The sequence below is a fragment of the Legionella norrlandica genome, from assembly GCF_000770585.1.
GTDB classification, from domain to species: Bacteria; Pseudomonadota; Gammaproteobacteria; order Legionellales; family Legionellaceae; genus Legionella; species Legionella norrlandica.
Map to the genome: position 1 here is coordinate 24639 of NZ_JNCF01000006.1, position 14942 is coordinate 39580.

The following is a 14942-nucleotide window of genomic DNA, read 5'->3' on the forward strand; positions in this document are numbered from 1 at the left end:
AACCTAGGATTTACTTAATAAAGGTGCTTAATCTCTAATTATGCAATTAAGAACAAATCGTTTTTTTTGTCTTAAGTTTATTGTAAGAAATGCATTGTCCTGTTTTACTGACTACAACGTTCACGTTTTGATCTGCTTTAGTATCTTGGGGCAAGGAAAATTGATAGCCAACGAATGAGGCTCTTGGAAGTTGTAAATAACTCCAATTTCTGGAAAACAGAGAAGCTTGAGTTGAACCAATTTGTTCCTCATCTAAATAAATGTCAAGAACTACGGGTTCATCACTATTACTGTAGTAAGCAACACCGTGAATAATATTATGGCGATCAATATCAGCAAATCCATACACCCAAGGTTGGCATGAATTAAAAATGCGCAGTCGTTCTTCAAAAATTATTTGGGCTTTGTCATATAATTGCTGATCATTTGTTATCAAATTCTGGACACTGTTTATTGCATCAGAATCAATAGCAAATTCCGAGCTGGTTTCGTTTAAGTGCAACATTTCAAGATTTAACTGATATTGATGGTTAATTAGCTTTATAGACTGGTCATACTCCTCAGTTAACCCAATAAATCCAATTAATTCTAAGGGAACACCACGTAACATGAAGGCTTGGCATTCGTATTTACTAGGGATTTTAATAAATTCATAAAATGAGCCTTTATAACCATTATCTCTTACGTAATGCAGATAATGAGAAATAATTTGTTCCAAGGGATTTCTAACGAAAGTCATTGCTTGAGAAATGCCAAAAAATGGTAAGTATTTCATAATTCGAACATGACCCGAAATGGCACTAATCTCCTCAATTTCTTTAAAAAAATTGTAAGTATCCCTGTTGCCATTATAAAAATAATCAATGATTACCTTGGAAGTTTCAACGGAGGAAGGGCTATAGTCATACATTATTTTATTAAGGCCAAAAAAAGACTCCAAACTTTTGCGAAAGCTGGTCCCTCCGGTTTTCGGAATATGAACAAAAAAAATTTTATTCTCAGCCATGATATAATAATGTAACAGAATTCCAGCAATGTATTCCTGATTATACCCTAGTACTATAGAATAGAAACATGAATTTTGATTAATAAGGAAGTTGGTGTGAACAGATTTCAAGTTTTAAAAAAACACTTGAAGTATCATAAATGGATTAAAAAGAACGAAACCAAGAAAAGAAAATATGACTTTGATATCAATCCATTAATATCGGTAGTCATGCCAACATACAATACCAATCCAATTTTTCTAAGAAGAACCATCAAATCAGTACTTAACCAAGATTATGCCAATTGGGAATTATGCATTGCAGACGATGCATCAACAAATCCTTTTACTATAAAAATTCTCAAACGATACAATAACCATCCTAAAATTAAAATCAAATTTCGAGAAACGAATCAACACATCTCAAAAACAACAAATGAGGCATTTGAATTAGCGACAGGAGAGTTTATTGCTTTTTTGGATCATGATGATCTTCTTGCTCCTAATGCACTCTCTGAAGTAGTGCAAGCTATAAATAACAACCCCTTTGTCAAATTGATTTATAGTGATGAAGATAAAATAAGTGCTGTAGGTTTCCGAAAAGAACCTCTGTTCAAACCAGATTTTAATTATGATTTACTTCTGAGTATGAATTATATTTGTCACCTTTGCGTCATTAAAAAGGACCTATTGCGTCAGGTTGGTGGACTTCGTATCGGCTTTGAAGGGAGCCAGGATTACGATTTATTGTTAAGATGTTTGTCTTTTATTAGGGAAGATGAAATTTTGCATATCCCCAAAATTTTATATCACTGGCGTACTAGCAAAAATTCGGTGGCTAGAACAATAAAAAATAAGGATTATGCAACCCAGGCTGGTCAAGAGCTCTTCAGGAATATCTCAACAATAATCAAATTAAAGCTAGTGTTGAAAAAGGAGTAATCTATACCACTTATCGCGTGAAATACCATCTGCCTGAAAATCTGCCATTAGTGAGTTTAATCATTCCAACAAAAGATAAGGTTGAGATACTCAAAAAATGTGTCCAATCTATTATCGAAAAAACCACCTATCTCCATTACGAAATAATTATTATAAATAATCAAAGTGTCGAAGAGGAAACATTTAAATTTTTTGATGATTTAAGAACACAGAAAAGTAATATCAAAATTCTGGATTATGATCACCCTTTTAATTATTCTGCTATGAATAACTATGCGGTGGAGCACCATTGTCAAGGCGATATAATCGGTTTGCTTAATAATGATGTAGAAGTTATCAGCCCAGACTGGCTATCAGAAATGGTTTCTCATGCTATTAGGAAAAATGTGGGTTGTGTTGGAGCAAAACTGTATTATCCCAATAATACGATTCAACATGCTGGCATTATTTTAGGTATTGGGGGTGTTGCAGGACACTCCCATAAACATTTTTCTGATAGATCACCAGGTTATTTTGGCCGCTTATTCCTTATTCAAAATTTGTCTGCAGTGACAGGGGCTTGTTTAGTAGTAAAAAAGTCGATCTACCAGGAAGTGAATGGATTGAACGAAGATTTTTTAAAAGTAGCCTTTAATGATGTTGATTTTTGTCTTAAGGTCAGACGATTAGGGTACAAGAATCTATGGACCCCTTACGCCAAACTTTATCACTATGAGTCTCTTTCCAGAGGCTATGAAGACACGCCTGAGAAAATGGTGAGATTTAGTAATGAGATTAAATACATGACAGAAACATGGGGCGATATATTGAAATATGATCCTTACTACAATCCCAATTTAACATTGGAAGCGGAGAATTTTTCTTTTTCTATATAAAACGGGCCTTTTCCTGAGCACCTTATTGCCATTGCACTACTAAATATTAGAAACCTGCAAGGAATAATTTATAAATTTAAACGACTTTTCGTCAGAGGATGCAGATGTTCTCTAAATGGATACTTTATTAATGGAAGTTTTAAATATTATGAAAGAGGTTATTTAATTATGCATGCATCATCAATGGAAAATATGCAGAAGTGTTATTCAAGGTACATTCAAACTCATTTCAAGACTGGTAACAATCTTACACCTCTAAAAGTTCTTGATGTTGGTGGAGCGAATGTTAATGGAAGTTATAAAGATATTTTTTCAAATGCTGAATTTGATTATATTGCTGCTGATCTTGAAAATAAGGAGGGTGTTGATGTGGTTTTAAATAACCCTTATCACCTACCCTTTGAGAATAGTTCTATTGATGTTGTCATTAGCGGACAAGTTTTTGAGCATGTTGAATGTTTTTGGATTTTATTTGAAGAAATGGTTAGAGTATTACAACAAAATGGCTTAATAATATTAATTGCCCCATCTGCTGGCCCTATTCATCGCTATCCTGTTGATTGCTATAGATTTTATCCTGATGCATATCAAGCCTTAGCTAAGGCTTTTCAATGCCACCTTATAGATTGTTGGCACGATAATAAAGGACCTTGGAATGATTTAGTGGGAGTGTTTGCAAAACATCCGGATATAAAAAAATATAATTACAAGGATAATGATATTTCGATTTTTTGTTCAAAAAAAAATAAATTCGAACAAGTAGTTGTACCACAATTCATTTGCAATTCAACCTGCGCCGCTGAGGAAGAGAAGATACAAGGAGAGATTTCTTATCTTACAATTTTGGAAGCTTTGCATAAAGAGATTAAACCAAACATTTATTTGGAAATCGGAGTGCGTAAAGGGAAAAGCTTATCTTTGGCAAAGTGCTGTGCTCATGGTGTTGACCCTTTTCCAGAAATAAAGCACCTCCCAGAAAATCATATAATTCATAGAATGACTAGTGATGATTTTTTCGAATTTGAGGCTGCTACAATTTTCCAAAATAATAAGCCAGATTTAGTTTTTATTGATGGAATGCATTTATTTGAATTTGTCTTAAGAGATTTTATAAATATAGAAAAAATAGCAAAAAAAAATACGGTTATCGTCATTGATGATATTTATCCAAACCATCTTCGTCAAGCCCAACGAAAACGGGAAAGTAAAGTATGGACAGGTGATGTATGGAAAATTTTTTTTTGTTTAAAAGAGTTTCGCTCTGATCTTAAGTTGAATTTGTTAAATACAAAACCGACTGGATTGATGCTAATAACGAATCTCAATCCTAAAAACGATATATTGACTAAAAAATATAATCCAATCGTAAGGAAGTTTAGTACATTAGATTTGGAAAATTATGAAGAGATACTTTTGCGAACAAACTCAACACCAATAGGGTCATTGGGAATATTTAATAAATTCTCTCAGCAAAATAACATTAGAGGAATAGTAACTGATTAATGGTTAAAATTTTTAAGGAAATGCGCACTCATGTTTAAAAAAATATGTAGAAAAAGAAGTCAAAATATTTCGGTTATAGTCATTAGTTATAATATGCAAAGAGAACTCCCGAGGACTATCTTTAGTCTTCTGCCACCTTATCAGCAATTAATCAATTATAATTTAGAGCTAGAAATAATAGTTATTGATAATGGTTCATCCCTTCCTTTAAATCTTGGCGCGCTGTCAGATAAGATTAAAGTTATTTGTATGAAAAACCCGCAACCGTCTCCAGTTAAAGCTATTAATTATGGGTTAAGAATTGCTAAGCATAATTTAGTAGGCGTAATGATTGATGGGGCTCGCCTCGCTTCCCCAGGTTTAATTAATAAAGCAATTATTGCATCAAAAATACATCATCGCCCCATTATAGCAAGCTATGGTTTTCATTTGGGACCAGATGTGCAGATGAAAAGTATGCACAATGGTTACAATCAGAAAATTGAAGACAATTTACTCGAACAGGCTGATTGGACTAACAATGGGTATAACTTATTTAAAATAAGTTCATTTGCTGGATCGTCTGCTAATGGTTGGTTTGCTCCTGTTTCTGAGAGTAATGCTATTTTTATGAAGAAGGAAATGTGGGAGGAATTGGATGGGTATTGTGAAAAATTCATAACTCCAGGAGGTGGTTTAGTCAATTTAGATTTATATAATAGAGCAAGTTTACTACCTGATTCTGAGTTAATTATGGTAATTGGTGAGGGAACATTCCATCAAATACATGGCGGTGTGGCCACGAATAGACCTACGGACTCTAATATAAAAAAAATATTTCATGATGAATATAGGCAAATAAGGGGAGTCAAGTTTTGTCCTGTCAATAGACAGCCTATATTTATAGGAGCGATGCCTGAAGAACTAAAAGAATCCAAGTTATGGTTTTATAGTTCAGTTAACTGATTTATTCCAAAATTTAACATCCAAGAACCTGTAAGGTAATTATTCACGCCCTTTCGTAGTTTTTAATGCGTGACCTTGTGTCTTAAAAATATAATTTAATAGACTCTTGTTACTGTTGTACAGTAGCAAATTAAAAAGAAGCGACAGATCGCAGTGATCTGTGGCAAGAAGCCTGTGTAATAGCAAGATCGTCGCTTCATCCCTTAACCGAGCTCGAACAGTTACCAGGGAGCTACAAAATCCTGTACCTACAAGGCTGAGTGATTAAAGGCCTCTATTATCATGTTTCAAGAAGGAAAAATTTATATAGGAATTGATGTATCAAAATCTGCTAGCTAAAACAGGTCAAATTGATGCCGAGATCATCGCCTTATTTGCAAGTAAAATGTCAACAGATCCTAACAATACTAAACACCAGTAAAATTAATGGGTGTATTTTTTATGATCTGTTTACTCCATGAATCTTTGTCAATAATATCGTCATTGGTAAATTTTTTACCGGTATACAGCTCATATTCATCTCTCCAAAGTTGAGCGTATTCAACGTCCTGATAATGCTTAAAATATGGACCCCCCTCAGTAAAATGCAACATTTTAGGCTTACCATTCAGAGGTTCTTTATACCATTCAACTAGCCAATTCCACTCATAAGAAAATTCGCCAATTTCGTTATCTTCTAGCCACATGAATCGATGTAAAAATAGAGGGCTTACTTCATTTACTAGTTCAGGAGTAATTAATTTATTTTTTGGATGATCACAGTTCCATAAAACGACAGAAGACCAGTTTTTTCTTGGATATAATGTTTGCTTTTGTCCATCGAGCTTTACTGTTTCTGTTGGCTTATAGTCATGCTTTGCACACAGCACCGCATATTTGTCATTTGCCAAATCGAATAGCTTATTGAGATCTTCAAGTGCCAACATGTCATTATCACAAAATAAGACCCATCCTTTATAACCTGCTAGCCAAGGAGTTAGAAAGCGCGTAATTGAAAACTCAGTTGAGCCATTTTTATCAATAGGGCGAGTATAAATTCCCAAATCACGTAAGGATTTTTGTATGATTGGATAACACTTGATATCATTGGAATGACGCTCAATAGAGTGTTTTGCTATTTGATATACGATATCCTGATATGAAGTGTAGCCGACAAATACTTTGCGCATTTTCTTCCTTCCCTGTATTGAATTCAATAAATAAAGTTAAGCACATTCTACAGCTTATTTTTTGAATAAGCTAATATTATCAATAAGTAAGATGAGATTTAAAGTGCGGTTAAAAGTATTTTAAATCACATCTCAATAAGTAAGCATTTTTCAATGATATTGCTTGTTAAAGTGCCGAATGATTAAATAGAATAGCCATAGTTACAAATTTACACATCGATATGCATTTATCGTAAATGTTCACGCAATGACGTCAACTTAAGTTAAAATACTTTATTTATCATATAGATAATGAATAGACTGAATGCTTTTATGGAAAGCCCATGTATAGAGCAAAAAGTTTCAGCAAGTCGTCTTGGGAAATTGTGAGCCTGACTTATTCCAAAAACTCTTTGTTAGAGCTGCTTCACGCGCCAAAGTTAAGATACGACCCAGCTGAATAAAATCTATAATTAATTTCACAAACCACTACAGTCTATTGCAATCTCTGATGTATTCCGAAATGCGCTTTAATATAAGGTAACCGTGATTCCTGATCTATGCCATCTTGTGTTTCTAGGAGGCACATATTGTACTCATCCGCAAATAAACAACAAGTTATCATGTCAGCTACAATCCAAGAAGAGCATGTTGCTGCAAACCTCTTTCTCGCCACCCGAGCTTTAGAAAAATGGTCAGTCCTCCCCTCATATAGATGACGCATCCCCCTATTGGCAAAACTCAAATCGCCAAATACTTCTTCGTAATTATGGATTACAACTTGGAGTGTACCTTCTTTGTGCATAATATGACTAGAAGCCTGAAATATTGCTCTCGGCATCTTTGAGTTAACTATGGAAAACTTACGGAAGTCAATATCCACTCTCTTCAAACTTAAAAAAGTAACGCTCCTCGCTTGTTGTGATGAGAGAAACAATTCTATGGGAATAAACCATTTCTTGATTTTGAAGTCAAATATAGCCCTTGTAAATGTTGAACCAACCACAATAATGAGAGGAATATCAGGGTCAAGAGAACTGATAAACGTATCGGTACAACAACCCGATGGGATAATAATAGCCCTCTTTATCTGAGACGCATAATCCTTAAAAAAAGGATGATCGGCGGGAGATGTGTGGTTTTCCGGACTAGATGGCACTAGAAAGGGTTTCTTTTCTACTTTGACTGAAGAGATTTCTGTTCTGTTCGAAGACCTAAGCCGAACAATCGCATCAGATATCAGGTCATGATTATAAAGATTATTGTAATTGAAAATTTGTGACGACCTATTTATTTCAGCCTTCTTTGAACTATATTCTTTTGTATAGTTAACATGAGTAAGCTCTCTAGCAGAGGAATGCATTGTCACGGCGCAATATGTATTATATCGCATTTCAACATATTTATCGATAAGTCCATCACGAAGCCTAAACCCATTTTCATTGAATATTTTGACAATATCCATGAAAAACTCCAGTTCATATAGACGCATCCAGAACCCACCTTTGGTAATAGCGTATTTTTTCTTCGCTTGCTTCGCTGCCAGTATTTTAGAGTAATAGTTAAGAAAAGAAGGTACGAAGGATCCGATGTCGGCCAAAAGCGAATATCCACTTGCAATGCACAACATGATATTTCATCATTAGATAATATTAACATTTGCTCATCGAGGAATGGTGACAATACTTCAATATCTCCATCAGACACAAGAATATGTGTATACCGGCCAACAAGACCAAATACATCTTCAATGAAAGCGACCGTACATGCATTGTTAATAATGTTATTTTGAAAAGCACAATACCCTTTTATACAATTTTCTGACAAATAACGATCAAGGGTGGGAATTATTTCAGTTTCTGATGTTTCAGTATTATTATCTATAACATAAATATCCACAGCCGGCTCATGCGTATTGAGTGCTTCAATTGTTCGTGAGATAAAATCTTTACTATTAAAGGATAAAAGTAATGCAGCGCAAGACATAAAAAATTCCTATGCGAATTATTCAAAATAGAGTTCAACACCAGAAAAAATCTCCATCAACTTCCTGATGTTTTTTTCTAGTCGATAAAGCGCTCGAAATCTAGTCTATTGGTCTCTACCTTGAATGAGAGATAAATCCGTTTTATAACTTTTCAGATTGCAATCTTAGCAAGAAATTTTTTAAAATTCATATTATTTTAATAAAATAAATGAATTGAATTAATAAATTATATGGGGTATAAGTTCCATTAAGACAATAACCTTTACACGGATATGTTAGTCTATTTTTAGTTCCTGAATAGCATCTCTAGATATTATCAATTTAAAGATATTTATCATAAATATAGGATATATAAAATGCTTTCTGTTTTTAAACCTAGATTACCCCTTACTTCGGATTTAATACCTTATCTTGAGAAAATTGATTCCAACCGCTGGTATTCTAATTTTGGTCCTCTTCACGAAGAATTTAGACAAAAACTGGCAATTCATTTTGGACTTGGCATTGATCAGGTTGCTCTTGCTTCGAATGCTACAGTAGGGCTTGCGCTGACCTTAGAAGCTGTTTCACTCAAACGACCATCCAAACAATGCATTTGTCCTTCATGGACATTTGCCGCTACTCCTCATGCAATAATTCAAGCAGGTATGTCCCCTGTATTTCTAGATGTAGACGAGAACAGTTGGGACTTGAATAGTGAACAGCTAGATGAAAAAGATTTTGCTGAAAGTTCCGCAATAACTGTTGTATCTCCTTTTGGACAACCAGTAAATCTGACGAAATGGGAAAAATTTGTTGAACGATATGGAGTTCCAGTTGTTTGTGATGCTGCGGCAAGTTTTGATGCCGTAGGGAAACTTCCAACTTTCAATATAGGTTCCATTCCTATTGTTATAAGTCTTCATGCGACCAAAACATTACCTGCTGGTGAAGGAGCTATTATTTTATGTTCTGATCCAGATCTTATTGAACGCATTCGACAAATGTCAAATTTTGGTTTTTCAACAACTTCAGTAGCGCAGACAATCGGTACTAATGCCAAACTAAGTGAATATGCTTGTGCTGTGGGACTCGCATCACTTCAAAACTGGCAACAAACTCGCGATATATTACTAAAAAAAACTAAATTCTATCGAGCTGGTTTAAAAAATATACCTTCTGTCGAAGTATTTGGAAGTAATACAAATTTTGTTGCGAATTATTTAATAATCGAGACAAAGCAAGATAGTTATCAACTTTCAAATTTCCTCCGAGAACGCAAAATCGATACCCGTCGCTGGTGGCGCAGTGGCTGCCATAATCACCCAGCATTTTCTAGCTATAATGTAAAACCATTACCGATAACAAAGCGCTTAGCAAGTCATAGCCTAGGATTACCATTCTTCCTTGATATTACTGAGGAAGATATAGAAAGCGTTATCAACGCTGTTGCAGAATTTAGCTATAAGAATAACTTGTTAAGTGATAACTTAAAAAATACATACTCCGTTGATATTTAATTATACCGCAAAAATATTTATTTTGTGATAAATGCTAGATTTTCTGGTACCTGAAAGATAGCTTATTGAATTAAGAAAAAGAAACTATAGAATACATTAAATTGGTGAATTCTCTTATGAATGGAATTGGCTAGTAGAATGATATAAAGAACCATAAGATGGTAAGTCCAAAATGCTGCATTTTGCTGAGGGCGGTCCTTATTTTAAACATTACTAAGCAGTGGAGTACGCCCAGCTTTGGAAAACTGAATAAGAACTATATACGGGGAAAAAATTTACTAATGATGATCTTATTGATAAAGATTTCTGGAGTGAGAAAATCATATAAAGATACATCAGTTCATTATACAGGTGCACAATATACACGAATTTTATTTTAAGATGGCATTATTGATTAATGTTATGATGGTGCTTTGTCATCGATCTCAGAGCAGCCATGAAGTACCAAGAAATTACTTTTACTTAGTACGTATGCCAACTCTACAACTTAACTATCAATCATATATAAGATCTTTTTGGAGAATTAGATGCCTTTCCTGACACGTGAATTAATTGACCTAATGGGTTTTTCTGCTGTAGGGAACAATGTCCAAATTTCCGATAAGGCTTCTTTTTATAACATCAACCAAATTTCTATAGGTAATAATGTTCGGATAGATGATTTTTGCGTATTTTCCGCTGGGGATGGTGGGATATACATTGGTGATTATGTTCACATAGCAGTAGGTGTGACTGTAATTGGTGCAGGCAAAATTACAATATCTAGTTTTTGTGGTCTTTCTTCGAGGGTTGCTATATATTCTAGTAGTGATGATTATTCTGGGCTAGTGATGACAAACCCCACTATCCCAGCTCAATATAAAAGAGTAGCTCACGCAAATGTCTTTTTGGGGAAGCATGTCATTATAGGGAGTGGAAGTATAATTCTTCCTGGTGTGACTCTAGAGAATGGTGTCGCGGTTGGGGCATTGAGTTTAATAGCAAAGGACTGTAGCGCATTTGGAATCTATGCTGGTTCTCCTGCAAAACGCATCAAAGAACGAAGTAAGAATTTATTGCAGCTAGAGGAAAAGTTTCTTTCGCATAACACCCCAACAAATTGAATAAAAAAACTATTTGATTAACTTGAAAACCTACCTTGGATTTTTTGTAATAGGTCAAAGATAAGTGTTTTTTCAGGATATTCTGAATAAAAACCATATTGGCTTTAGCTCCAAACCAATTATCAGAAAGAGTATAATCAAAGGGTACCTGATTGGTAACCGCTCCTTATTCATCCTTTGTCCTTTTAAAAATTGCGGACAAAAGCTATCTTTTTTAAAAACAAGTCAAGACGTTGCTGCGTAAGGTGAGTTATTATTTGTTTTTGCCATTTCAAAAATATTTAGAACTTCAGCACATTGGCTTTCAATAGAAAACCTTTCTTCCAATTTTTTCTGGGCACGACAAACTTGTTCAAAATGCTCTTTTGGAGAATTAGCCATTTTTTCAAAAGCACAAAGCCATTCCTCTTGAGTGTCAGCCAAAATACCACATCTGTCAGCACAACACTCGTCATACACGGTATTACGACTAGCAATAACTGCTATACCAAGAGCAGTGTACTCTAGCCATTTTAGATTGGTTTTTAAATAATTAAAGTGTATTGGTGCTAATGGGCAAATACCAACATCCCAATCGCATTTAGCAAATCTTTTCATAAATTCTTCATAATCACGAATCATTGGAACTGTTGTTATTCTTTCTTTAAATTCCTTTAATTCTGGAGGAATAGGTATTGGGCCAAATATTTCAAAATTTATGGAGGGATTTCGTCGCAAAAACTCAACAAGGGAAGGTAGGATCATGCCCAGATCGTGGGTATGGTCAATGCCCATGTAACCAAATTTTCGAATTACGGGCTTCTTTGCTGCCGGAACAACAATCTTGCTGGCATGAAATATTTTTCCTGTGTATATAGGCGACTTGATACGCAATTTTTCAAATTGGTGCTGTAGACGTTTAGTAGAACAATGCACCAAACTCACATTGTCAAGCAAATACCTTACGTTTCTTAAGCGTTTCGGATTATTATGAAAATTATATTTTTTTTCCCCAAGCTCGAGGGGTATATTTAAAATATCGTCATCAATGGTGTAAATTGTTGGTATGCATTTTTGTTCTGCCAATCTCAAAATATATTCTGCACCGGGACCACTATATCGACAAAAAACTAGCTGAGTTGGTTTAAATGTTAAAAAGCGCTTCAAAAGATAATTATTTATTTCATCATCTTGCAAATGACCTTTAAATTCTGCATTTATCTGTGCCTCAGTTAAGATATCAATTAAAAACTTACCTGTTTGTATTAATGGTTTAAGCGGGTTAACCAAACTTAATATTAAAGTCGGAATAAGCCCATTTGCTATGAACAATATGCGTTCCTGATGTTGTTTATTAGTTTTTATTGCTATAGATCTATTTTCAGTGGCATTAAAAAGTTTTACAAAGCGATAATAAACATCTTTAGGGTTAGTTAGCACTTTCTGATTCTCTAGAAAACGCTGTTGGATCTTTATAAATTTTTCTGGGTTAAGGGTCGCTTCTTTACTAAAATCTAACCAATCTTGTAAACTGCTAATTTCTGTTAATCCATTATAGTTATTGCAATCCATGACGCCTGTCTCCTCTCGCCATATAGCTACTGGGATGCCGGCAAGAATCATGTCGATGAGAATGGAAGATGGCGCCGAAATACCGTAAGCAAAGCGTGTTAAGTCGACTTTATAGATTGGATTATTGTTTAATGTCACATTAGGTGGGATTGGGATATTATTTTTTAAGATGAATTGCCCTCCTGGGTGTGGACGCAGTGTTACTGTTTTTTGATTTTTTGCAAGTTCAGTGCAAAAATCCTTAAATATCTTGATAAAATCAGTTTTGAAATCCCCAGCAACATTCAAACGCACTGAATGTAAATTTTCACATATCAATCCTTCATGACGACGATCATTTTGTTTTCGAGATGGGGATAATTGTAATACTGCTGGTGGGCCAGACACATATAACTTTGCCCTTTGTGAAGGAACTATCGAGGTTAATCGTGATGAATCACACCAACCGCAGATAATGTCTGCAGCAAATGTTACCTTTTCTCCGTGCGCCAAAGTATGGTCTTTGCTGTGCAGAAAACCACACATTCAAATCCATGTTGTAGGGTAATTCTCAACAAGGAGGGAGGGGCAAGTCGAAAAACATTATGGGTGGGGGAATGGGCTGGTAGATCTGATTCGCTTGCTGCCACTAAAGAGCCTGATTTTCCTTGCAGAAATTGGATAGCTTCTTTTTCATTGTCAAAATAATGGATTATAGTTCCTGTAGCTGTGCAAATTTCATTCAGTTCTTTTTGCCAAAGGCCTGAAGCATCACGCTTTAAAAATTTATTCGATACTAAAAGTTCTGTTTCTAATCCAAGATCTAATGAAGTCATGAACATCAGTGGTCGAATAATATTCACATCCTGCAGCAGATTAACAAGAAAGATAGCATGTCGTTTCATCATGGGGTTACTTCCAGGTTGTATGATGGTATGTCAGTTAATAGCCACCAGGGCGCTTTAGAATTCTCTGAATAAAAATAAACTAATTGAGGGAATAGAAATTGTAGGGATTTTGCCACATCATTCATAACTTTTGCATAACTTGCTGTGAAATTTATGGAGGTATTCTTGTAGTTAAGAGCACCTCTTTGGCAATTACGATTAGAGATTAACTGGGATAAATTAATCTTATGATAGAGCCTGTCTACAATTTTTTCACACCCCAAAAAATTATTCTGTATTTGCTTACTTAACATCGAACAGTATTTTTCGGAAATATAAATGCTAAGATCATCGGAATTAAAAGAAAAACGAAGGTCAAAATTTAATTTTTCTTTACAAAAAGGACTTGCTATGGAGAGTACCCCTACTTTTTGTACAAATTTATGTATCTCTCCCAAGGTATTTTTTCCATGGATAACAGCAATCAAAGGTTTATTGAGGTTGCAAGGAGACGATCCTGCATTGCAAGTTTCAATGAATTTGGCTAATTTTTCTGCTTCGAGTTCTGGTGATGCCCATTGTTCCATGATTTCTATCAAATCTGGAATGGTCTCTTTCCGCAGAGCGAGTGAGCCATTTTTAAGGTCATTTATCAGTTGTTGTGGATCTCTGTAAATAAATGGGGACAATTTTTCATACAGAGGATATCCGCAAGACAATACTTGAGTGCCTGACACCAGAGTTGTTACTGCTCTATTGAGAGACTTTGCGATGCTAAAATTTTGCGCATTAACAGGTAAAAAGCACATCATACTACGTGCTAACAATGCGGCTTCCTGTTCTTCAGTCCAGTCATCAACGGTGTAAGGAACCGGTATCCGTCTAAGCATTGCCAAGGCATCCGCAGTCATGGCGCGTTGGTTAGTTAGTATCTCTAATTGAATATCGAACTCTTTATCACGCAAGCTTGCAAGCTCTCCGGAAAATGCGACAAGATCCTTCAGTCCGACGGGAAAATAGGGGTTATCGCCAATCCCAAACCAGCCAACAGTCAGAACTTTGGATTGGTTAAAATAATCCATTTTGGATTGAATTGCAGATTGAAGGACGTTTTTATCAATATCGGGAGATGAGTCATTCATGATGTGGATTTTTTGTCCCATCGCTAATTGATTAGCTACTTCGGCAATGGCAGGTGTTGAGCATAAAATAAAATCAATGTATTGTAAAATAGAGCATAACCAATAACGTAATTTTGGAAATCGATTGTCATTGGTTTGGCTGAAGTAATCATCAAAAAGATCGATACCTACCATTTTCTTCTGATTTTTTAAAAGACAGGTAATTACTAATGCTCTGGCATCATAGCATTTACTGATAAGATAAGAATCATGAGAAAAATCCTTCTTATCAGCCAAGTATTGGATTGGTACAATACTGAGCTCATGCCCGAGATGTTGAAGTGCGTTTTCAATTCGGCGATATCTTATGCGGACCCCCGCTTGCTTCAAATAGTCCTCGGAGGTACCAGAATACAA

General features: G+C 35.0%; 13 protein-coding genes. 6 read left to right on the forward strand and 7 right to left on the reverse strand.

The genetic code is table 11. The features are described from left to right. Positions 1-46 precede the first annotated feature (46 nt). Positions 47-1006, reverse strand: a complete 960-nt coding sequence (locus OK13_RS02565) for a sulfotransferase family 2 domain-containing protein (protein ID WP_035887379.1) — start codon at positions 1004-1006, stop codon at positions 47-49. A 96-nt stretch (positions 1007-1102) separates the two neighbouring features. Here OK13_RS02565 and OK13_RS14825 point away from each other — a divergent pair, with 96 nt between their 5' ends. The 4 genes from OK13_RS14825 to OK13_RS02580 all read left to right on the forward strand — a co-directional run bounded on the left by OK13_RS14825 (position 1103) and on the right by OK13_RS02580 (position 5250). Continuing rightward, positions 1103-1927 (forward strand): glycosyltransferase family 2 protein, encoded by an 825-nt coding sequence (locus OK13_RS14825; RefSeq protein WP_206538881.1) that lies wholly within the window; start codon positions 1103-1105, stop codon positions 1925-1927. Between the two features lie 50 nt (positions 1928-1977). Next, positions 1978-2802 carry a glycosyltransferase family 2 protein gene (locus OK13_RS14830; protein ID WP_206538882.1) on the forward strand — a complete coding sequence of 275 codons (825 nt, stop codon included), beginning with the start codon at positions 1978-1980 and terminating at the stop codon, positions 2800-2802. A 168-nt stretch (positions 2803-2970) separates the two neighbouring features. After that, positions 2971-4305: a class I SAM-dependent methyltransferase gene (locus OK13_RS02575; protein WP_052117531.1), complete on the forward strand. Its 1335-nt coding sequence runs from the start codon at positions 2971-2973 to the stop codon at positions 4303-4305. 30 nt (positions 4306-4335) lie between these two features. Continuing rightward, a complete protein-coding gene (locus tag OK13_RS02580; protein WP_052117532.1) occupies positions 4336-5250 on the forward strand; it encodes a glycosyltransferase family A protein in 915 nt (304 codons plus the stop codon). 407 nt (positions 5251-5657) lie between these two features. Here the strand turns inward: OK13_RS02580 and OK13_RS02585 are convergent, their stop codons facing one another. The 3 genes from OK13_RS02585 to OK13_RS02595 form a co-directional block, all read right to left on the reverse strand. Further along, entirely contained in the window at positions 5658-6419 is a 762-nt protein-coding gene (locus OK13_RS02585; RefSeq protein ID WP_193786249.1) for a glycosyltransferase, read from the reverse strand. A 475-nt stretch (positions 6420-6894) separates the two neighbouring features. Continuing rightward, positions 6895-7863 carry a hypothetical protein gene (locus OK13_RS02590; RefSeq protein ID WP_160264727.1) on the reverse strand — a complete coding sequence of 323 codons (969 nt, stop codon included), beginning with the start codon at positions 7861-7863 and terminating at the stop codon, positions 6895-6897. Continuing rightward, entirely contained in the window at positions 7764-8384 is a 621-nt protein-coding gene (locus tag OK13_RS02595; protein ID WP_035887382.1) for a glycosyltransferase family 2 protein, read from the reverse strand. Before OK13_RS02595 ends, OK13_RS02590 begins: the two co-directional genes overlap by 100 nt. A gap of 357 nt (positions 8385-8741) precedes the next feature. Between OK13_RS02595 and OK13_RS02600 the strand changes: the two genes are divergently transcribed. After that, positions 8742-9884: a DegT/DnrJ/EryC1/StrS family aminotransferase gene (locus OK13_RS02600; protein ID WP_052117533.1), complete on the forward strand. Its 1143-nt coding sequence runs from the start codon at positions 8742-8744 to the stop codon at positions 9882-9884. 527 nt (positions 9885-10411) lie between these two features. Further along, positions 10412-10987, forward strand: a complete 576-nt coding sequence (locus OK13_RS02605; RefSeq protein ID WP_035887383.1) for an acyltransferase — start codon at positions 10412-10414, stop codon at positions 10985-10987. Positions 10988-11212: 225 nt separating this feature from the next. Here the strand turns inward: OK13_RS02605 and OK13_RS02610 are convergent, their stop codons facing one another. Genes OK13_RS02610 through OK13_RS02620 form a run of 3 tightly spaced genes read right to left on the reverse strand, consistent with a single transcriptional unit; the run spans position 11213 to position 14942 of the window. Next, on the reverse strand, positions 11213-13063 hold the full coding sequence (locus OK13_RS02610) for a glycosyltransferase family protein (protein ID WP_152571545.1): 1851 nt from the start codon (positions 13061-13063) through the stop codon (positions 11213-11215). Beyond that, positions 13009-13425 (reverse strand): hypothetical protein, encoded by a 417-nt coding sequence (locus OK13_RS02615; protein WP_035887387.1) that lies wholly within the window; start codon positions 13423-13425, stop codon positions 13009-13011. Before OK13_RS02615 ends, OK13_RS02610 begins: the two co-directional genes overlap by 55 nt. Beyond that, complete coding sequence (locus OK13_RS02620) at positions 13422-14942, reverse strand: hypothetical protein (RefSeq protein ID WP_035887389.1); 1521 nt, start codon at positions 14940-14942, stop codon at positions 13422-13424. Before OK13_RS02620 ends, OK13_RS02615 begins: the two co-directional genes overlap by 4 nt.

What these genes read in the sequence shown, in the direction of transcription:
- OK13_RS02565 (WP_035887379.1), bottom strand. Translation starts at nt 1,006, where the DNA reads ATGGCTGAGAATAAAATTTTTTTTGTTCATATTCCGAAAACCGGAGGG.
- OK13_RS02575 (WP_052117531.1), top strand. Translation starts at nt 2,971, where the DNA reads ATGCATGCATCATCAATGGAAAATATGCAGAAGTGTTATTCAAGGTAC.
- OK13_RS02580 (WP_052117532.1), top strand. Translation starts at nt 4,336, where the DNA reads ATGTTTAAAAAAATATGTAGAAAAAGAAGTCAAAATATTTCGGTTATA.
- OK13_RS02585 (WP_193786249.1), bottom strand. Translation starts at nt 6,419, where the DNA reads ATGCGCAAAGTATTTGTCGGCTACACTTCATATCAGGATATCGTATAT.
- OK13_RS02590 (WP_160264727.1), bottom strand. Translation starts at nt 7,863, where the DNA reads ATGGATATTGTCAAAATATTCAATGAAAATGGGTTTAGGCTTCGTGAT.
- OK13_RS02595 (WP_035887382.1), bottom strand. Translation starts at nt 8,384, where the DNA reads ATGTCTTGCGCTGCATTACTTTTATCCTTTAATAGTAAAGATTTTATC.
- OK13_RS02600 (WP_052117533.1), top strand. Translation starts at nt 8,742, where the DNA reads ATGCTTTCTGTTTTTAAACCTAGATTACCCCTTACTTCGGATTTAATA.
- OK13_RS02605 (WP_035887383.1), top strand. Translation starts at nt 10,412, where the DNA reads ATGCCTTTCCTGACACGTGAATTAATTGACCTAATGGGTTTTTCTGCT.
- OK13_RS02610 (WP_152571545.1), bottom strand. Translation starts at nt 13,063, where the DNA reads ATGTGTGGTTTTCTGCACAGCAAAGACCATACTTTGGCGCACGGAGAA.
- OK13_RS02615 (WP_035887387.1), bottom strand. Translation starts at nt 13,425, where the DNA reads ATGATGAAACGACATGCTATCTTTCTTGTTAATCTGCTGCAGGATGTG.